Origin of the sequence: Tabrizicola piscis, assembly GCF_003940805.1 — a bacterium.
In the GTDB taxonomy this organism is placed as follows: Bacteria; Pseudomonadota; Alphaproteobacteria; order Rhodobacterales; family Rhodobacteraceae; genus Tabrizicola; species Tabrizicola piscis.
Genome location: NZ_CP034328.1, coordinates 417948 through 436742, shown reverse-complemented (window position 1 = coordinate 436742; position 18795 = coordinate 417948). Strand labels below are relative to the sequence as shown.

General features: G+C 60.6%; 14 protein-coding genes and 1 tRNA gene. 3 read left to right on the top strand and 12 right to left on the bottom strand.

What is annotated here, in order from left to right; translation table 11 throughout:
• Positions 1–39: 39 nt before the first annotated feature.
• From EI545_RS02040 to EI545_RS02015, 6 genes are all read right to left on the bottom strand, one after another.
• Positions 40–558 (bottom strand): DinB family protein, encoded by a 519-nt coding sequence (locus tag EI545_RS02040; RefSeq protein WP_125323927.1) that lies wholly within the window; start codon positions 556–558, stop codon positions 40–42.
• 312 nt (positions 559–870) lie between these two features.
• Positions 871–3501 (bottom strand): protein translocase subunit SecD, encoded by a 2631-nt coding sequence (gene secD, locus EI545_RS02035; RefSeq protein WP_125323925.1) that lies wholly within the window; start codon positions 3499–3501, stop codon positions 871–873.
• A 714-nt stretch (positions 3502–4215) separates the two neighbouring features.
• The gene (locus EI545_RS02030; RefSeq protein ID WP_164517183.1) at positions 4216–5484 is read right to left on the bottom strand and encodes a cation:proton antiporter; all 1269 of its coding nucleotides are present in this window, start codon (positions 5482–5484) and stop codon (positions 4216–4218) included.
• Between the two features lie 185 nt (positions 5485–5669).
• The gene (locus tag EI545_RS02025; protein ID WP_125323924.1) at positions 5670–6758 is read right to left on the bottom strand and encodes an extracellular catalytic domain type 1 short-chain-length polyhydroxyalkanoate depolymerase; all 1089 of its coding nucleotides are present in this window, start codon (positions 6756–6758) and stop codon (positions 5670–5672) included.
• An 18-nt stretch (positions 6759–6776) separates the two neighbouring features.
• Positions 6777–7193: a CopG family transcriptional regulator gene (locus EI545_RS02020; protein WP_125323922.1), complete on the bottom strand. Its 417-nt coding sequence runs from the start codon at positions 7191–7193 to the stop codon at positions 6777–6779.
• Between the two features lie 322 nt (positions 7194–7515).
• Positions 7516–8505 (bottom strand): response regulator, encoded by a 990-nt coding sequence (locus tag EI545_RS02015; RefSeq protein ID WP_125323920.1) that lies wholly within the window; start codon positions 8503–8505, stop codon positions 7516–7518.
• A gap of 551 nt (positions 8506–9056) precedes the next feature.
• On the opposite strand from EI545_RS02015, the gene EI545_RS02010 reads away from it, so the two are divergent.
• A complete protein-coding gene (locus EI545_RS02010; protein WP_125323919.1) occupies positions 9057–11123 on the top strand; it encodes an ATP-binding protein in 2067 nt (688 codons plus the stop codon).
• A 564-nt stretch (positions 11124–11687) separates the two neighbouring features.
• On the opposite strand, the gene EI545_RS02005 is transcribed toward EI545_RS02010, so the two are convergent.
• Positions 11688–12062, bottom strand: a complete 375-nt coding sequence (locus tag EI545_RS02005; RefSeq protein WP_125323917.1) for a putative quinol monooxygenase — start codon at positions 12060–12062, stop codon at positions 11688–11690.
• A gap of 524 nt (positions 12063–12586) precedes the next feature.
• Here EI545_RS02005 and EI545_RS02000 point away from each other — a divergent pair.
• Positions 12587–13435 (top strand): capsular polysaccharide synthesis protein, encoded by an 849-nt coding sequence (locus EI545_RS02000; RefSeq protein WP_125323916.1) that lies wholly within the window; start codon positions 12587–12589, stop codon positions 13433–13435.
• Positions 13436–13648: 213 nt separating this feature from the next.
• On the opposite strand, the gene EI545_RS01995 is transcribed toward EI545_RS02000, so the two are convergent.
• Both EI545_RS01995 and EI545_RS01990 read right to left on the bottom strand, forming a co-directional pair.
• Complete coding sequence (locus EI545_RS01995; RefSeq protein ID WP_125323914.1) at positions 13649–14098, bottom strand: hypothetical protein; 450 nt, start codon at positions 14096–14098, stop codon at positions 13649–13651.
• A 43-nt stretch (positions 14099–14141) separates the two neighbouring features.
• A tRNA-Gln gene (locus EI545_RS01990) sits at positions 14142–14216 on the bottom strand.
• Positions 14217–14341: 125 nt separating this feature from the next.
• Here EI545_RS01990 and EI545_RS01985 point away from each other — a divergent pair.
• Positions 14342–15517, top strand: coding sequence for a BaiN/RdsA family NAD(P)/FAD-dependent oxidoreductase (locus tag EI545_RS01985; protein WP_125323913.1), 1176 nt, complete (start codon positions 14342–14344; stop codon positions 15515–15517).
• 115 nt (positions 15518–15632) lie between these two features.
• On the opposite strand, the gene kdsA is transcribed toward EI545_RS01985, so the two are convergent.
• From kdsA to EI545_RS01970, 3 genes are read right to left on the bottom strand one after another with little or no spacing between them, the layout of a single operon-like run.
• Positions 15633–16463 carry a 3-deoxy-8-phosphooctulonate synthase gene (gene kdsA / locus EI545_RS01980; RefSeq protein WP_125327192.1) on the bottom strand — a complete coding sequence of 277 codons (831 nt, stop codon included), beginning with the start codon at positions 16461–16463 and terminating at the stop codon, positions 15633–15635.
• A gap of 14 nt (positions 16464–16477) precedes the next feature.
• Positions 16478–18151, bottom strand: coding sequence for a KpsE/RkpR family capsule polysaccharide export protein (locus EI545_RS01975; RefSeq protein WP_125323912.1), 1674 nt, complete (start codon positions 18149–18151; stop codon positions 16478–16480).
• Positions 18135–18788, bottom strand: coding sequence for an ABC transporter ATP-binding protein (locus EI545_RS01970; RefSeq protein WP_125323910.1), 654 nt, complete (start codon positions 18786–18788; stop codon positions 18135–18137). Before EI545_RS01970 ends, EI545_RS01975 begins: the two co-directional genes overlap by 17 nt.
• Positions 18789–18795 lie beyond the last annotated feature (7 nt).

Genomic DNA, 18795 nt, shown 5'->3' with positions numbered 1-18795 from the left:
CCGGCGCATTGGACCCTCGATGACCGTTGCGCCGGTGGATCAGCGCATCAGGTCGGCCTCGGTCCAGCCCAGTGCCGCCATATCCGCCGCCCGTGCCGCCGCGTCGTCACCGACGATGAATTCGTCCAGTTGCGGCGGCGCAACGGTGGTCGAGGACAGCATGGCATGCACCTGCCCGCGATGATGGGTCTGGTGCTGAAACAGATGGGACAGCAGATCATCCATCCGGTCGTGCTGCTCGCGGTCACCACGATCCACCACCACAATGCGCGACAGATCATCTGGCGTCAGCGCGGCAACAAGCTCCAGCAACTGCGCGTCGCTGTCGGCTTGTCGAAGGACCAGATCGTCCAACGCAAGCAGTCCCCGCGCTTCGTCCAGCGCGGGGCGATCAAGCCTGTGACCCTGCATTGCGTTGATGTAGAACCGGTCAACCAGAAGGATGTGGTTCAAGGTCGCCCTGATCGACGGGAAGAACCCGCTGCGAGGAGCAGCATAGTCGGTCGGCGACAGCGCGGCGCAGGCCCTGTGCAGCCGATGATTGGCAAGGCGGTTCATCTGCGCCAGTTTTCGCCAAGTTCGGCCAGGGTCGGATGATGGTGCGGGCACAAAGAGACCTCTGCAGTTTCCCGCAAAGTCTACCGGATCGTCGGCTTCGGTTCCAGCGGCGGATCTCGTACTCTGCCGTACCCTTCTGGCGCAATGCCGTCCTGCACCGCCAGAAACAGCGCGATGGTGAGCGCCCCACCGCCGATCTTGCGCTGCCCAATCGGTAAGGGGGGCAGGGGCCACGCAGACTGGTTCGCATCCGTCTGACACCCCTTTGCAGGGGGTGTCGGCACCGACCAGATCCGATCGGTGCCGAAGCTTTTAGGCGTCTACATTCGCAAACTCATGGTCTGCATCGAGTTTGCTTTTCTCGGTCCTGTCGATCCCAAGAAACAGGACGATGTTCTTGGCAACGTAAAGCGTGGACCACGTTCCAAGGATGACCCCCAGCAGCATTGCGAAGACAAATCCCCGGATGACATCACCGCCAAAAATCAGGAGAACGACAAGAGCCAGCAGCGTTGTCATGGCTGTCATGAGTGTCCGGCTCAGCGTCTCATTGGCAGACAGGTTCATCAGATCCCGGAGCGGAGTGGCTTTGTACTTGGCCAGGTTCTCCCGCAGCCGGTCGAAGATCACCACGGTGTCATTCACCGAATAGCCAAGGATGGTAAGTAACGCTGCCACGATTGTCAGATCGAACTTCAGACCCAAAAGTGCGAAGATGCCGACGGTAACGACCACGTCATGTATAAGAGCGGCCACCGTTCCCAAGGCGAACTGCCATTCGAAACGCATCCAGACATAGACCAGAATGCCCGCCGCCCCCGCACCGACAGCCGCAAATGCCAGCCATATCAGCTCTTCCGAAACCTTTGGTCCTACCGACTCCACGGCAGTGAAGGCAGCGGCTGGGTCTACGGCCTGGATTGCGGCCTCAACCCTGGAAATAGCTTCAGGAGCCAGCGCCTCGGCGCCCTCCTGGGCCTCGATCCGGATGGACACCACATGCTGATCGGGCTGGAAGCTTGGATCGAAAACCTCGGTGATCGAAACATCGCCGAGCGAAAGTCCTGACAATGCGTCCCGGTAGACACCGACATCAACTGTCTCTGTCGATTCCGCACGGATTGTGGTGCCGCCCTTGAAGTCGATACCGAAGTTCAGACCAAGCGTCGCGACCAGAAGAAGCGACGCCACAACCGCAGCAGCAGAGGCCCCGAAGGTAAGCCATTGGGCACGAAAGAAGTCGATCGTCGTGTGGTCGGGTGCAAGCTTGATGAAGCCCTTCAAGCTGATGGAGTCTGGCCGCTTCCAACGCATCCATGTGTCAATGATCAGACGGGTCACATAGACCGCGGTGAACATTGACGTCAGGATGCCGAGGCCAAGCGTCACGGCAAAGCCCCGCACGGCGCCGGAGCCTACGGCAAACATGATCAGTGCGGTCAGAAGGCCCGTCACGTTGCTATCCATGATCGCGGAAAACGCCTTGTCGAAACCCAGATCGATGGCACGCCGCGCGGTCCTGCCGTCCCGCAGTTCTTCGCGGATGCGCTCGAAGATAAGAACGTTGGCATCTACCGCCATGCCCATTGTCAGGACGATGCCCGCGATCCCTGGAAGCGTCAGGGTCGCGCCCAGCACGGATAGAACCGCCAGCAAAAGGCCCATGTTCAGCGCCAGCGCGAGGTTCGCCATCAGACCAAAGCCGCCATAGCAGGCGATCATGAAGGTCAGCACAGCCGCCATCCCGATCACGGCCGCGCGTTTGCCGGCCTCGATGCTGTCGGCGCCAAGTTCCGGCCCGATCGTCCGCTCTTCCAGAAAGGTCATTGCCGCTGGAAGAGCGCCCGCCCGTAGAAGAACGGCAAGTTCGGTCGACTCCTCCACCGAAAATTGGCCAGTAATGATCCCCGACCCGCCCGGAATATGGCTTTGGATCACGGGTGCCGAGATCACCTCGTCATCCAGCACAATGGCGAAGGGACGACCGATGTTGGCGGCCGTATAGTCGCCGAATGCCCGCGCGCCTGACGGATCAAAACGGAAGCTGACCGCTGCGCGATTGTTCTGATCGAATGCAGGCTGCGCATCCACAAGGTTCTCTCCGCTGACCACGGGATTGCGGTCCAGGATGTAGTAAAGCCCCGGTTCTTCTGATGAGGGCAGGACGAGATCACCGGGCTTGCCCCCGCCCTCGGCGCTGGCAGCGCGGCCAAGGACTGGATGGAACGTCAACTGTGCCGTCGTACCAATCAGCGACTTCAGCTCGGCAGCCGAGCCGATGCCCGGCACCTGGATCAGGATACGGTCCTCCCCTTGCCGCATGATCGTGGGCTCGCGCGTTCCGACCTCATCAACGCGACGACGGATGATCTCAAGCGACTGTTGAAGCGTGCGTTCGTCCGAGGCCTTTTTTTCGGCATCCGACAGACGAACTGTCAACGTGTCGCTCGTGCCGGAAACTTCAAAGTCTGACTGGCCACCCGAGGTCAAGCTGACGACAGGCGCAGACAAAGCACGGACCGCAGAAATGGCCACCGCAAGATTTTCGGGACTTCCGATTGTCAGACGCAATTCGCCCGGCGCGGCGGACACGCGGCTGATGCTGCCGACCTGATCGCGCTGCTCGATCAAGGCATCGCGCACTTGCGGCCAAAGCACCTCCATCCGCGCGGCGTGTACATCCTCGACATGGACCTCGGCGAGCAGATGCGCCCCGCCTCGAAGGTCGAGACCGAGATTGACCAAACTGGCCGGCAGCCAATTCGGCCAGGCTGCAAGGTCGCCCTCAGCAGCCGCCGGAAGCGTGCCGGTTTCGGCGAGAAGGGCTGCGGCGTCATTGTGGCGTTCCACCACCGGGTAGAACGCGTTGGGCAGGGCAAAGAGGATGCCCCAAAGACAGACGCCCCAAATGAAGAGGCGTTTCCAGAAGATGGAGTTTGACATGACCTATCCTTGACCCGGCCGCGCGCTGCTTGGCGCGTCAGGTGCCGGGGATTGTTGCAGCTGGGTGATCCCCAACGCACTTGGCTGCGCCCCGGGTTACCGGGTGCGCGGTGTCATGCTTCTTGGGGACAGGGGGCGGCCGCGCCAAGGCGCAGGCCGGACGCATCAAAGGTCAGGTACAGGGTGGTGCGTGGGGTTCCGGTCGTAGGTTCGCGCGCGCAATACAGGGCGCATCGGTTGCACCCAGGGCGATCGTGGCCTGCCCGGACCGAACGAATGGTGGGGGGCACGGTCAATTGCCACATCAACCGGATCGCCCGCATGCCTGAAATCAGCCGCCCGCTTGATCTTCCCGGCAGAGGAAAGAATGGCCTGAGGCTCTGCACCTTGCAAGGCGGCAAGGCTTGAAAACGCAGCCTGAAGTTGCTGCTCTCTGGCGTGTGACTGTGCGGTGAACGAAACCAGCAAAAGCGCAAGAAACAGCGCCAGCACTGCCGAGGTTCGGCTGCGGTTTAGGCCGTATGATGCGCGCGCCTGCATTCGGGCACTATCTCATCCTGCGTGAGGCGAGGCAACGCCAAAGCTGCACGCTCCTCCACCCGGTGCGGCATTCGGAAGGGAACCTGAGCGGCTCAGCCTAAGCTTCCTCCGCTCCCCTCACGCGCAGCGTGAATGAAGAACGCAGACAAAGGCCAAGCTGAACCACATGTCCCGCTAGTGGGACGCGGTCTTGTCCACCGATTTCGAGGCATAGCGATCGACCAGAAAACTCGTCGCTCCATGCAGAATTGCCGAGGCAAAGATCGTGTAGGTGACCAGCGCCCACAACTGGCTTTCGTTGATGAACTCCATATGCCCGGTCGCATATCCGACATAGTAGATCGATCCGATCCCACGAACGCCGAAGAAGCCAACGATCAGCCGGTCGCCGGACGTCATGCCAGTACCCCACAAGGCCAGCCAGCCAACGACGGGCCGGATGACAAACAGCAGCCCGAACCCGATCAAACTGTGCTGCCAGTCAAGGACCGGCCAAAGGGACGGCAACAGGCTACCAAGAAAGAGCAGCAGGACAGCGGTCAGCGCATGCTCCGCCGCTTCGCTGAAGTCATGCAGGCGGTTGTGAAAGTGGTGCTTTTCTTGCACGCGGCGGCACATCAGGCCTGCGGCGAACGCGCCGATGAAGCCGTAGCCTTCGGTCAGCTCAACGATCCCGTAGCACAAGAGGACCGACCCAAGGGCCAGCACCCCTGGCCCGCTCTTTTCAATGGCAGTGCTGCCCCATGAAGAAAACAGCGCATGTCCAAGCAACCATCCGATCAGCGCACCACCTGCCGCACCAACGGCGATGCGATAGATCACATCGCGCAGGACCCAATCCAGAAGCCAAGGCGATGGGTCTGAACCTTGGGCGGCCAGAATCAAACCAAGGTAGACGAAGGGAAACGCGAGGCCGTCATTCAGGCCAGCTTCGGCAGTCAGTGTGAACCGGACCGGATGTTCGTTGCCTTGGCGCGGGGGCCCCACTTGAACATCTCCGGCAAGGACCGGGTCCGTGGGCGACAAGACTGCGCCAAGCAGAACTGCGCCCGCCACGGTCATTCCGGCGATTGCCCAACCCAGAAAGGCCACGGCTGCAATCGTCAGTGGCATCGCGATCAGCAGCAGCTGGACAGTCGGTCGCCAGCGTCGCCAGCTGCTGACATTGTCGATCCTAAGCCCGGTGGCAAAAAGCACGATGATGACGGCGATCTCGCTCGTGATCTCCCACAAGCGCGGTGAAACGGTCGGATCCGGCGCAGCAGGCATGCCCGGGATGACAAGGAACGTGACCAAGCCAAGGATCATGAGGATGGCAGCCGAGGACGCTCCCCGCAGGAACTTGAGACGCGGCAGAAGGTAGGCCACGAACATGGACCCACCCAGCGCCGCCATAAGCACATGGATTTCGGCGAGTTCGTAAAAGCCACCGGCTTCAGACATGCGGTTCAGCCTCCTGCATCAGGATGGACACGGCGTGCAACACTTGGCGCGGCATCTGCCTGCGGTAGGTCAACCATCCAATGGGTGCAACCGGGTATGTTGCCGGTTCCCCGATCCTCGCACCAGCCATTGCCCCGCGCCCGAGGGTCCCATTGCAGCGGGACCGATCCGCCGGGCCGCAAGGATCAACGCTGTTGATCTCCACCCAGAAAGAACCGGATCATCTCGGCGCTGGCGTCTGGCCCCGTCGGGTCAGTGTAACTTCCGGCGCGTGATCCGCCGGACCAGGCGTGGCCCAGACCTTCGATTTCCCAATGCTCGACAAGTGACGCTCCGTCAGCGTCCGAGGTGACGATGCGCGCATAGCTGCGCCCATTGGCCTTGCTGCGCTCCTCTGTCTGTATCGTCTGATCTGGACCTTGATCCAGTGCCTGCCGCACGATCTCGTGGCCGTTCCCGGGATGCACAGTGCCGTCGGACAATCCGTGCAACACGATGGTGCGCGCGGCCGGGGTTTTCTTCGTGGACATGCGTTGCATCGGATTGCCCGACATCGCGGCGAAGGCGGATGGAACGTCCTTGGCAGACTCGACCGGCAGCCCCGAATGTACGCCTATCGCTGCAAAAACATCTGGGTAGGTCTCGCCCAGAATTGCCGCCATCGCCCCACCGGCAGAAAGCCCGGCGACAAAAACCTTGTCTTTGGGAATGTCGTGACGGCTGGCGACGCTTGCGGCCACGCCGGACAAGATCGCGGGCTCGCCCCGCTCGCGGCGCTGATCGCCCCGCCGGAACCAGTTCCAGCAGGACTGGGCGTTCTCGCCACGCGACTGATGAGGATAGACGATCACAAGGCGATGCGCTTCCGCCAGTTCGTTCATCCGCGTCCCAGCGGCAAAGTCTTCGGGCGTCTGTGTGCACCCATGCAGCATGACGACCAGCCCCTGAAGGCCATCGGTCGCTGACGCCGGCAGATAGGTCAGAAACCGCCGCGTGCCCTCGGCACAGGAAAACTGATCCTCGACGAACGTGGCACCGGCCGGAAGGGTGGTGCTGCTGCGGGATCTTGCCGTCTTTGCAGCAGGACGCGCCACCCGCGCTTTTGGCTTGGCAGCGTCAGGCATGCTTCCGGGTGTCGCGGCGATCGGGCCCGAGGCAAGCCCGTGAACGGCAAGTGTCCGCTGCACAAGGTCATTGGCATAGTTCGAAGCCGAGGACGCCGCACGCATCTGCCGTACCGCTGCGCCCAATGAGCGCGCGTTGAAGATTTTCATGGTGTCGTCCTTTGATTGCTACCGAATACGATCGGCGAGAATTTTCTTGACCTCGGCCGAAGCCTGCAGGCCGCCGAGGACAGTGATAGAGCCGATCGTCGCACGGGCGAGGTCGGGGGGCACATCCGCTGCTATGCGGACCAGCCCAACGATTTTTATGTGCAGCATCTCGTTTGCGGCCAGACAAGCCTCCAGGTCGGACCGGGTGTAGTCGCGCAGCCCCAGGTCAAGCGTATGGCGCTCGATCGTGACACCGATGACGTCGCCATGCAGGTCAAGCTGCCGACGGATCGCGGCACGGATAAAGTCGCTGCGGTTGGCGTAAAACCCTTCCTGCACCAGAAGTTCGATACGACCAAGGTCGACGTAGCCCAGATTGATCGTCAGCTTTTCGCTGTCTGGTGGCAGCGCACGCAGAGAGAGTGCTTGTTCCATGATGCACCATCCTTGTGGATGGTATATGGATGTTTAAACCCTGCGGTCAAGGGGTCGCCTTTGCGTAAGTGGCATCGATGCGACCTGTGAAGGGGAAAGCTGCGTGGAACCGAAGCGGCCGTGAGGGCGTTCACCATTTACATGAATTGAAGTCATGAAACTCTACCCAAAGGGAAGTTCCGATGAACAACATCATCTATATTGTAGGACTGGTCGTGGTTGTAGGGGCGGTCTTGGCGTTCTTCGGCCTACGTTGACCGGTATTGGCCTAAAAACACCTCCGGATCGAAAAGACCACCAATGACCGGGGCAGTCCCCTAGATCATGGGATCTTGGGGACAAGCCGAATATTCGGTTGCCGTTGCAAGCTTGCCTTGGCGACCGCTCTTGCTTTGGCCCGTGACACAACGCGTTCGAAAAACGCATCAATCCCAAGGGTTCCGACAAGACCTGGCTGAATCGGGGGTCCCATGGCGATGTCAACCTCCATCGGAGAACCCGAGTCAAAGACACAGTTGCTTTCATCAAGCAAGGATTGCACGTCACCTTCCACCGCTTCAGGATCAAGTGTCACGGCGCAATTGGAGATGCAGATGAAAATTCCCGGTTGGAAATGAGCCATCAAATAGCCATAGGGTTGCAGCACCGCATGGATGGCGCGAACAATCTCTGCAATAAAGTAAGTTCGTTCGGCGATACTCGCGCGCGCCTCGATGCCAGCAAAGCCCTCGGCCGCCATTGCAAAAACCTGAGAGCTGAGTTGACCACTGGCTGACAGCGCCTTGAGATAGTTGCCAAGCGCCGTTATGCCTAGGATGGTGTCCAGACCGGTGATCTGAAGGGCGTCCGTGCCCTCTGGCTCTGGAGCCTCGGTATTCGATGGTTGTGCGGTGTAGGCATCGTCCGAGGCCGCCGCTTCATTGCCCTTCTGTACAAGCTGCTCGGCCATGTTAAGCCGCGCCCGCAGTTCGACCATATCGAAAGGCTTGGTGGCATAGTCTGTCGCACCGGCCAAAAAGGCCCGGTCAATGAACGACTTTTCCGTCATTGCTGTCAGCATGATAATCGGAGTGTGCCGATAGTCTCGCAGTTGCCTGACGGTCTGACACAGTTCAATACCATCCATCCCGGGCATCTGGATATCGAAAAAGAAGCAGTCAAACGGCACAGTTGCCACCTTGATGACGCTCAGCGCATCACTGCCGGATTGGGCAAGGATCACTTCATGAGTTCCGATTTGTGCGATGAGCAATGGGACAAGCTCAAGGATAAAGCTGTCGTCATCAACCACAAGTATCTTCAAGACAAACATCCTATTGTTCAAGTTTGGCCGTCCAGGCAACGCGGGCCGCACAGATATCAAGAGAAACTAGGAAACAACTACTTGCGTGACCACCTTGTCACGAAGATCGCCTGCTCAGATCTCTCCACGATGTGATGATTGCTTCGCAGCACGCCCACCAAAATCGCGGTCAAACTTTGCAGGAGGCAGGACGTCGAAAATCACTGTCGCCGACTGTCGTCATGGTAGAGAACATTGTGGTGGTCAGCAACCTTGAGAAGTGGCCGACAAGAGGTTGAATGTTCGACGGCCCCCCTTTTATGGCGCACCCCCTGGTCAGGGATGGGAAGACGAACCATGGGAAAAGCGCGTGGCGGGAGCGCGAGGGCCAACCAACGACAGCATAAACATGGAACAAACTGAGAGACAGCCAGATCAGTAGGCCTACCCTTATGAATCAAAAGCTGTTTTCTGAGGCAGAGCCAAGTTGCCAAGGTCTCCCCTGGACAACTTGCTGATTGCATCCTCTCCCGTGCCGCCCTAAGCCCAGACTCTGAGCACCGCGTCCTCGGGTGACCTTGATGAAAAACACGCTCTACCGTCGGCTGGAGATCGCGCTGTACGGCATCGTCCTTGCGGTAAGCGTCGGTGTCGGCGCGGTGACGGAGCGCTTAGACTACCGGCTGTGGCATCAGACCATTTCCGCAGAAATCGCCAACGTCAACCAAAGCTATGCCTACGGACTTGAAGCCGGCATCTCTCACCTGATTGCGTCGGCAAACGGGCTTGCGGCCGCTGTCCATCTGAAGCCAACCATGACCGACGAAGAGTTCAGCGTGGTCGCGTCGCGCTTAGGAACCGATGACTCAGTTGTTCTGAATATTGCGTTGGCAACGGATGGCATCGTGCAGAATGTCTTCCCCCTTGGCCGAAATTCCTCATTGCTCGGGACGGACCTCAAGACCGTGCCAAGTCAGCAAGAGGGTGTTGAGCTGGCGCTAAAAACTCAACAACCAGTGTTCCTCGGTCCGTTGGATCTGCTTCAAGGAGGAAACGGCTTCATCCTCCGACTAGCATTCCCTCCGGATATGAAGGGCACAGGTGTTGCCAATCAGTTGAAGATGATCTCCATCGTGGTGGATGGAACAACCTTTCTCCAAAAGTATACTGAAGGCGCAGCAAATCCCCAAATCGCCACGGTCATCACGCGTGCTGACAGTGGGGCATTGATCTACGGTGATCCCTCTCTTTTGGCAGAACAACCGATCATCAGGGAAATGGCCACGCCGACAGATATGTGGCAGATTGCATCGGCACCCGCCGCAGGTTGGGCAAAATTCTCGCCTAATGCACCGGCGATCGCAGGTCTGGCTTTGCTGCGAATTTTCATTGTTTGCGGAGTCCTCTGGGCCATCTTTGGCCTTGTTCGAAAGCAGAAAGCCGCAGAAGAACAATTGTCCGACGCGATCGAAGCCTTGGACGATGGCTTTGCCTTGTTTGACGCAGACGATAAGCTGAAGATTTCCAACCGCCGCTACCATGACCTCTACGGAACATCTGGCGATCTGTTGCATCCGGGGGCATCGTTTGAAGATATTCTTCGTGGCGGCGTAGCGCGCAAGCAATATCCGGACGCGGTGGGGCAAGAGGAAACCTGGATAAACAGGCGGCTGGAATCGCACCGGCAAGGTGGTCGCGTCCTTGAAGAAAAACTCGACAGCGGCAAATGGTTGCGCGTGGTCGAGCGTAAGACAAAGGATGGCGGAACGGTTGGCTTTCGCGTGGATATCACCGAGTTGAAAACGGCGATCTCAGCCGCCAACGCCGCCGAACGCGCCAAGTCCGAGTTCATATCTGTTCTGAGCCATGAACTGCGCACACCTCTCACGGTGATCATGGGCTACGTCAGCCTGCTTCTCGAAGTCGGCAAGTCTCCAGCGGTCAAAGAGCTGCAGGGCGCTGTAGAAGCGGACTCAAATCCAGAGGTTCAAAAGCGGTTGGACCTGTTGGTCGGGTATGTGGCTGATCTTGCGTCGAGGGCACATAGATCCAATCTTCAATTGCGCTCACTGATAAATCACCTTCTTGATTTCTCCAAGATAGAGGCAGGCAAGATGCGTCTCGACATCGCTGACTGCGATGTGGCTGAAATTCTTGAGAACATTTCCCACGCCTTCCGAGAGATCGCTGAAAAGAAGGGCCTGGATTTCAAAGTATCGGGCACCACGTCAAGGGTTGACGCGGATCCTATCCGGTTGACGCAGATACTGATGAACCTCGTGGGGAACGCGATGAAATTCACAGATTCGGGGAGTGTCACGGTGACCGCATCAGTGCGTTCCGACGCCGTGCTGTTTGAAGTGGAAGACACCGGATGCGGGATTCCGGCCGGGTTTGAAGAACGGATATTCGGGGATTTTGAGCAAGCCGATGACTCCTTTATCCGAAGGGCCGGTGGCACGGGGCTTGGGCTGGCGATCAGCCGAAAGCTTGCGGAATTGATGGGCGGGAAAATTGGGGTCAGAAGGAACAGCGATTCCGGAAGTGTCTTCTGGTTCACTGTCCCCTTATCAAGAAGCGAAAACCTGCAGAGCAACCCAACTTCAGACGCGGTGGTGTCAGAAGATGGTCGCCTAAGGCGTTCCTGACTGTCTGGCTGTTCCCGAGTGATCGAGTGCTTGCCAAACCTGCAGCTTGGCCCCATTGCCAATAGCTCGGAAACCGTGAAGGCACATCAAGGCGCCGCCAGTGCCGATTTCAGCTCGTCAAGGTCCAGCTGAAGGCGTCGCTCTTCGGCAATCTTCGTCAGGTTTCGCAACGCATTCGCTAGGGCAGGGCCCCTTTCCCCCCTCCCCACGCAGCCAGGGCTCTGCCTTTGGCGATCATGAAATTCGCCCAGGGCAGGGGCTCGTGCCTTGTATAAGTCTCTAGCCTGGTTGCGTATCGGTCCACGCGGTGCCAGTCGCCCTCTCGCAAGGCATGACGGATCGCCATGACGCCCGCCTCTTAAGGTAAACCGGCCAGACCTCTGTCGCGGTCTAGAAATCTTGTCAAAAGCCGAAGCGTTGTCATCCGAGCTCTCACTTTACGCGGTAAATGGGCCGACGAGAGCCAACCGTCGGTGCAGGGCGACCGTCCGACTGCGTCCAAGCATTGTCTTCACCCAGGTGTTGCCAGAGGACCCAGCCTTTCCGAGGGGCTGCGGTCCGGTGTCAGTTCTGGGTAGATGTGGGTTCCGCTGCCATTGGGCGGACAAAACCCTCGATCCGGTCCATATTCTGAACCAGAAAGAACGGCCCTTTGGAGCCCGGCGCCGAGATGAAGAGATCACCGTACTGCTTCAAGAAACCCTGAAACGCTGGCCCGTTGACATGCGCCATAAATGCCGCCTGATCCTTGTAGATCTCAACGAACACGATGGTGTCAGGCGTGGACGGCGGGACCGACCCCGCCGCCCCGGAATGCACCAGGTAGCCCCAGGTGTCCTGCTCGTTCTGAAACACTGCGTCGGCCAGTTTGGTCAACGCAGCCTCCGCCTCCGTCAAACACCCCGGCTTTAGATACCATGTCACAACTGCTGAATACATGTGTCTGCGCTCCCAGGCGTGTTGCCTTTGTCCGTCGTCAGAATGCTTTGAAGGAAATGTCCGATGGGCAGTGTCATTTGTGGCCCGCGCAAGTTTGGCATGGAAGTTCCTGAGCGTCGTGGATCGAAGCAGGTTGCGGTCATTTGTCCGACCGGCGCGCACAGGCAATTTGACGGCGCTGGACGAAGACCGTGACGTGCAGCAAGACAGGGCTGTTCGCTGGCCTGCCGTGATACCCAAAATACTCCGCTTCCCGCCTCTTGAAGACAAGCCCGAAGTTCATCCGCCCGGCGGTAATGCTTTACATCCCGCACCCAACGTCCAAGCAGACCCGCGCAGCCGCTCTCGCCGCCAGTCTTGTGCCAAGTCTGCGTCAGTCCCTGTGACTGCGGCACGGCTCAATGAACCTCGCCCGAGGTCGACCCGGGCAGACTTGAGATGACGCTGTCCCCGTGGTAATCGCAAAGCGTTTTATAGCTTAAATCTGGCCCTTTATACGAAATCCAACAGATCGGTGCGGCACCATGGACATCTTTTCCTATTGGGATAGTGGGCGGGACAAGGCGCCGGCTGTTGTCCAAAAGTGCTTCCAGCGTTGGGAAGATCTCAATCCCGAACACCGGCTGGTCGTACTGAACGCGCATGACCTTCGCGACGTGCTTTCGGATCTTCCCTTTGACGTCGGCACTCTGCCGGTACAGGCGCAATCTGACATTCTGCGGGTTCGGCTCTTGCGGCTTCATGGAGGCGCTTGGGTCGATGCGACCTTGTTGCCGGTTCTGCCGCTTGATCTTTGGCATGATACCTATGTTGGAACCACAGGCTTCTTCGTATTCGCCGGTCCGCCTGTGCACTGGCGCCTAGGCACTTTTCTGATCCTTGCCCAGGCCGGGAACCCCTTCATCCAGGCGCTTGACCAGGCCAATCGCGACTATTGGACCCATCCCCGGCAGGCCTATGATGTGCAACTTCGGCCAACTTGGCGGATGGGCAGACAGTTCGCCCGGAGCATGATGAAGCGAGGCAATGGGCTGGAATATCTTCGTTTTTTCAGAAAATGGCGCAAAGACCTGCTTTACCCCGTGTCCGATGATGGCAGGCGTAGCCGGTACTTCCCGTATTTCTGGCAACATTATCTCATGATGCAGCTTGCCGAAACCGATCCAAAGATGCAGGCCATCGTGGATTCAATGACCTATCGCCAGTACGATCTTTGCCACACCGTCCAAGGCGTCCGCCATGGCCTTGGGCCTGATTTCCCCAAGGCGGTACCGATGGCCCTGCGCTGCTCTCCAGTTCAAAAGCTTGACTGGCGTGTGGACTGGCCGGATGAGGTTTTCAAGGTTCCGCCAGCAGAGACTGTCCTGATTTAGCCATCGGGGCCATGACGCTTTGCTGGAATGGATGTCATACTGCGAGACCGCCATTACTACAGCACAGGCGCTGTGATCAGAGGTCTGAATTGGGCGTCTGCGCCAGGCGAGTTGGGCCAGCCACAGCACTCGGTCAAGCCAGTAAGATGAATATCCACCCGTTGTGCCAAGTGAGCACTTTCGGGGGCAATTCCGCCGCCGTTCCCAGCGCCCTCAGAACAACAGCTTGTACACGTTCCCATTGGTATCGGTCGCGCGCCCCGTGCCGCTGGAGGTGCCGGAGCCGATGATGAAGGTGCCCTGCACGCGGGTGCCGTCGTCGCAGACGGCGTAGATTTCGCCGTCGTTCACGCGGGCCTCGGTCTTGGTTTCGGCCCCCATCTCGCCGCCGGTCTTGCGCCAGGTCAGTGTCAGGCCTTTGGACCGCGACACGGTTTTCGGGGTCAGCGAGGACCAGGTCCCCTCACATTTCCCGCGATCGGGCAGGCGGAAGGTCAGAGGGCCCGAGGTGCTGTTGACGTTCGACGCCTTCGCCTCGATCACAAGGGTGGGGTCGGTGCGGGCGATCTCACCCTCAAGCGGGTAGAACTGCATGCTGGTCGTGCCCCCAGAGCAGGCGGCAAGGGGCAGGATGGCAGCAAGGGCAATGGTCCGGAGGCTCACGTTGCTTGGCCTTTCTGTCACACGCAGGGTCTGATGAGGGGGTTGGCTGGGGCGCCAGGATTCGAACCTGGGAATGTCGGTACCAAAAACCGATGCCTTACCACTTGGCGACGCCCCAACCGTGCGGCGGTGTTTAGCGAAGGGTCCGGGGGGGTGCAAGGGGGGTGACGCGGGCAGGAGACGAATTTTCGTGACGCGTTTTCGCGCCTTGTCCGTGCCGGTAGGCTTGGGTAGGCACAAGCCATGATGTGGGACACGATCATCCTGGGCGCCGGGGCTGCCGGCATGATGGCCGCCATCGAGGCTGGCCGTCGCGGGCGCAAGGTTCTGGTGATCGACCATGCCAAGGCTGCGGGGGAAAAGATCAGGATCTCGGGCGGGGGGCGGTGCAACTTTACCAACCTTGGGATCGCGCCGGAGAGGTTCATCTCGCAGAACCCGCGCTTTGCGCTTTCGGCGCTGAAGCGGTTCACCCAGTGGGACTTCATCGCGCGGATGGATGCAGCCGGGATTGGCTGGCACGAAAAGACCTTGGGGCAGCTTTTCTGCGATGGCTCCGCGCGACAGGTGGTGGACATGTTGCTGCAGGACATGGACCACGCCGGCGTGACGCTGTGGCTGGGCTGCGCCTTGGGCGAGGTGCGGCGGGTGCAAGCGGGGTTCGTCGTCGAGACCGCGCGGGGGCCGCAGGAGGCGGCTTCCGTCGTGGTGGCAACGGGGGGCAAGTCGATCCCGAAGATGGGGGCGACGGGCTATGGCTACAAGGTGGCGCAGGCCTTTGGCTTGCCGTTGGTCGAGACCCGGCCCGCCCTTGTGCCGCTGACCTTTGCCGAGCAGGAGCTGGCCTGGATCGTGCCGCTTGCCGGGGTCGCGACCGAGGCGCGGATCACCTGCGGGCGGCAGGCGTTTCAGGAAGCCGTGCTGTTTACCCACCGCGGCTTGTCGGGGCCTGCGGTGCTGCAGATCTCCAGCTATTGGCGTGAGGGCGACGGGATCGTGGTGGATCTGCTTCCTGGGATGAAGCTTGGCGAAACGCTGCGGGCCGCGAAGGCGGCGCAGGGCAAGGCGAGTTTGCGGACCGTGCTGGGGCGCTGGCTGCCGGAACGGTTGGCGCGGCATCTGGAGGACGCGGCCGGGGTCACGGGCGTGATGGCTGAACTGTCGGGGGCCACGCTGGATGGGGTGGCTGCCGGGGCGCAGGACTGGCGGCTGGTGCCGGTCGGGTCCGAAGGCTACCGTACCGCCGAGGTCACTCTGGGCGGCGTCGATACGGCGGCGCTGGATGGGCGCACGATGGAGGCGAAGGGGGTGCCGGGCCTCTATTTCATCGGCGAGGTCGTGGATGTCACCGGCTGGCTGGGGGGGTACAACTTCCAGTGGGCCTGGTCGAGCGGTTGGGCGGCGGGGCAGGTGGCCTAAGGGCATGTCCCGGGCAGGGACACTTGGGCATACCTATGATTTCAATAGGTTGTCTGCCGACATTAAGGTGTTGTTAGGAGTCTGGTATCGCGGCAGGGCCGTGCTGAGGCCAAGCCTACACCCGCAGAGGATCGGCCTTGGCCAGCCGGTCGAAGGCCATCAGGCTGGCCACCAGTGCGGGCATCTGGGCCAGCGGGATCATGTTCGGGCCATCCGACGGCGCGGTATCAGGCGCTTCATGCGTTTCGATGAAGACCCCGGCGATACCAAGCGACACGGCGCAGCGGGCCATCACGGGTGCAAACTCACGCTGCCCGCCCGAGGAATTGCCTTGCCCGCCGGGTTGCTGGACGGAATGGGTGGCGTCCATGATGACCGGATAGCCGGTGCGCGCCATGATCGGCAGGCTGCGCATGTCGGCCACAAGGGTGTTGTACCCGAAGGACGCCCCGCGTTCGGTCAGCAGGATGCGGGTGTTGCCGGTGCTGGCGACCTTTTGCGCGACATTGGCCATGTCCCATGGGGCCAGAAACTGGCCCTTCTTGATGTTCACCACGGCGCCCGTTTCGCCTGCGGCGATCAAAAGGTCGGTCTGGCGGCTTAGGAAGGCGGGGATCTGGATCACGTCCACCACGGCTGCCGCCGCCTGCGCCTGGGCAATGTCATGCACGTCGGTCAGGACGGGAAGACCCATGGCGCGGATCGACTGCAGCACCTTCAGCCCCGCCTCCATCCCAAGGCCGCGCTTGCCACCAAGCGAGGTGCGGTTCGCCTTGTCGTAGCTGGCCTTGAATACATATTGCGCGCCGGCCGCAGCACAGGCTTCGGCCATGGCGCCAGCAATCATCTGGGCGTGGTCCAGGCTTTCCAACTGGCACGGCCCGGCAATCACCAGAAGCGGGCGGTCATTGCCAACGGTCAGCGGGCCAATCGTTACGTCAGTCATCATGTTGCTTGGCCCTAGGCAGAAACCTGTTCCCGCAGGATTGCGGCAGTCATCGAGACCATGAGGTAAATGCCAAGCAGGATCAACATGGTGACCAGCGTATTCTCGAACGCGCGGGGATAGGCGGGTTCATCGGGCGGCGTCGGACTGACCGAAATCGACAGATAGCGCGTCTGGCGGTTCGCCTCGACCCGGGCAGTTTCCATCGACTGCAGCGACTGGGCCAGGATCAGCTGGCGGGTCTGCAGATCAGCCTGGGCAACCAGCAGTTCACCCTGCACCTGGGCAAGGCTGGTTCCCGCTATTCCGCTTTCGGTCATGCGGGCGCGCAAGGACGCGATTTCATCTTCCAGCGTGGCAATCCGGCGGATCAGTGGTTCCATCCGGGCGACGTTTGGCGTTTCGTTCGCCTGCATCTGGGCAAGCGACAGCCGGTCCTGGGTCAGCTGCGATTCCAGCGTGGCGATCTGGGTCGTGATCAGCGACACCTCCGTCTCGGACGAGAGGATCTTGAACTTTTCCTGCAGCTCGATCAGGCGGCGTTGCGAGGCGGCCAGATTGGTCTGCGCGTCGTCATAGCCAGCCTGCGCGTCACGCATCTGGTCGGCCCGCAGGCGCTGGGTCAGGTGATCAACCTGTTCCTCGGCGTAGGAGATAAGCTGGGTGGCCCAGGCCGCCGCAAGCTGAGGATCGGCGGCCATAACCTCCATCCGGATGAGGCCTTCGGAGGGGTCGTAGGAAATGCGGACAAAGTCGCGGTAGACGCCATAGGCGCTTTCCATCGAGGCGTCAGGGGCGAGGCGCTGCAATTCGTCGAAAGTGTCGGTCTGGAAATGGGTGCGAAAGCCCAGATCCTGTTCCAGCCGCATCATCGCTTCGCGCGATTGAAGATAGCCCTGAACCGCGATGCTGTCTTGCGAGGTGGCAAGCCCCATGCCCGAGAACAGCCCGGCAAGCCCGCTGCCGCCGCCCGCCCCGCTGGGACCGGCCTGCTGGATCACGAATTCGGACTTGGTGGCATAGATCGGGGTGGCGATGCGGTAGTAGTACCAGCCCGCAAGGAACGTGGGCAGCAGCACAAAGACGAACAGCCGCGCAAACAAGAGGGCCAGCTTGCGCCGACGGCGGCGGGCGATTTCCATCTGCATGCGCAGGATTTCTGCGGCCTGGCTGACCTCGGCCCGCTGTTCGGTGGAGGGCAGGGCGGCAGGCTTGACCCGCTGGGGCAATTGCGCCTGATCGCCGGGCAGGCGGGCGAGCGCCCGACCTTGGGCGGCGGGATCGGCGGCGGTTTCGGTGGCGGGCGGCGCGGTCTGGGCGGTGCCGGGCAGAACAACCTCAAGCAAGGACGCGCGGGCGAAGGGGTTGATCCCGGCGCGGCGCAGTTGCAGGACGGCGTCCATGTCAGACCGGACGGCAAGCTTGTGCTGTTGGGCCAGCATCCGCGCGCGGCGCAGCTGGCGGCCGGTCAGCCCTTCGGCGGCGATGGCGGCAAGCGCTTCGTCATCAGGGTCGGCGCTGGGGTTTGGCGCGACTTGGCCACCCGAGGGCACCGGGCGGAAGTCCTGCGACCCGAAGCCATCATCGGTGGTGGCGAAGGGCATGTCCTGCCCCGCCTCCGGCGGCGGCGGTGCGGGCCGTTCGACGCGGCGCAGGAAGAAGCGGGCGGCCTTAGGTTTGGTAGTCATAGAGGCGTTTCGCTTCTTCGAGGGTTTCGAATTGATAGAGCCGGCCCTGTTTCAGCACGGCGGCGGAACGGCAGAACTTCTGCAGGGTCTGGGCCGAATGGGACACGACCACCACGGTCGCGTTCTTCAGCCGCTCTTTCAGGATGCTGCCGGCCTTGCGGTTGAATTCGACATCGGTGGTGCCGGGCATGCCTTCGTCGATCAGGTAGATGTCGAATTCGATCGACAAGAGCAGCGAAAAGGAAAACCGCGACCGCATCCCCGAGGAATAGGTGGCGAGCGGCATGTCGAAATATTCGCCAAGGCCGCAGACCCAGCGGCAGAAGCTTTCGACATAGTCGGGGTCAAGGCTGTAAAGCCGGGCGATGTAGCGGCAGTTTTCATGCGCCGAGAGCTTGTTGTTCACCCCGCCCATGAAGCCCAGCGGAAAGGACACGCGCGAGGTTTTGCGGATCACGCCTTCGTCGGGCTTTTCGAGGCCGGCCATCATGTTGATCAGCGTGGTCTTGCCCGCGCCGTTTTCGGCAAGGATGCCGATCGAGTTGCCAAGGTCCACCCGGAAGGAGGCACGGTCGAGGATGACCTTGCGCTGCTTTCCGGTCCAGAACGATTTGGAGACCTGCTGAAACTCGATCATCTTCGCC

Bases quoted from the DNA above. Each gene is read 5' to 3' on its own strand.
- EI545_RS02015 (WP_125323920.1), bottom strand. From the start codon at position 8,505: ATGTTTGTCTTGAAGATACTTGTGGTTGATGACGACAGCTTTATCCTT.
- EI545_RS01970 (WP_125323910.1), bottom strand. From the start codon at position 18,788: ATGATCGAGTTTCAGCAGGTCTCCAAATCGTTCTGGACCGGAAAGCAG.
- EI545_RS02020 (WP_125323922.1), bottom strand. From the start codon at position 7,193: ATGGAACAAGCACTCTCTCTGCGTGCGCTGCCACCAGACAGCGAAAAG.
- EI545_RS02030 (WP_164517183.1), bottom strand. From the start codon at position 5,484: ATGTCTGAAGCCGGTGGCTTTTACGAACTCGCCGAAATCCATGTGCTT.
- EI545_RS01975 (WP_125323912.1), bottom strand. From the start codon at position 18,151: ATGACTACCAAACCTAAGGCCGCCCGCTTCTTCCTGCGCCGCGTCGAA.
- EI545_RS01985 (WP_125323913.1), top strand. From the start codon at position 14,342: ATGATGTGGGACACGATCATCCTGGGCGCCGGGGCTGCCGGCATGATG.
- EI545_RS02000 (WP_125323916.1), top strand. From the start codon at position 12,587: ATGGACATCTTTTCCTATTGGGATAGTGGGCGGGACAAGGCGCCGGCT.
- kdsA (WP_125327192.1), bottom strand. From the start codon at position 16,463: ATGACTGACGTAACGATTGGCCCGCTGACCGTTGGCAATGACCGCCCG.
- secD (WP_125323925.1), bottom strand. From the start codon at position 3,501: ATGTCAAACTCCATCTTCTGGAAACGCCTCTTCATTTGGGGCGTCTGT.
- EI545_RS02025 (WP_125323924.1), bottom strand. From the start codon at position 6,758: ATGAAAATCTTCAACGCGCGCTCATTGGGCGCAGCGGTACGGCAGATG.
- EI545_RS02010 (WP_125323919.1), top strand. From the start codon at position 9,057: ATGAAAAACACGCTCTACCGTCGGCTGGAGATCGCGCTGTACGGCATC.
- EI545_RS02005 (WP_125323917.1), bottom strand. From the start codon at position 12,062: ATGTATTCAGCAGTTGTGACATGGTATCTAAAGCCGGGGTGTTTGACG.
- EI545_RS02040 (WP_125323927.1), bottom strand. From the start codon at position 558: ATGAACCGCCTTGCCAATCATCGGCTGCACAGGGCCTGCGCCGCGCTG.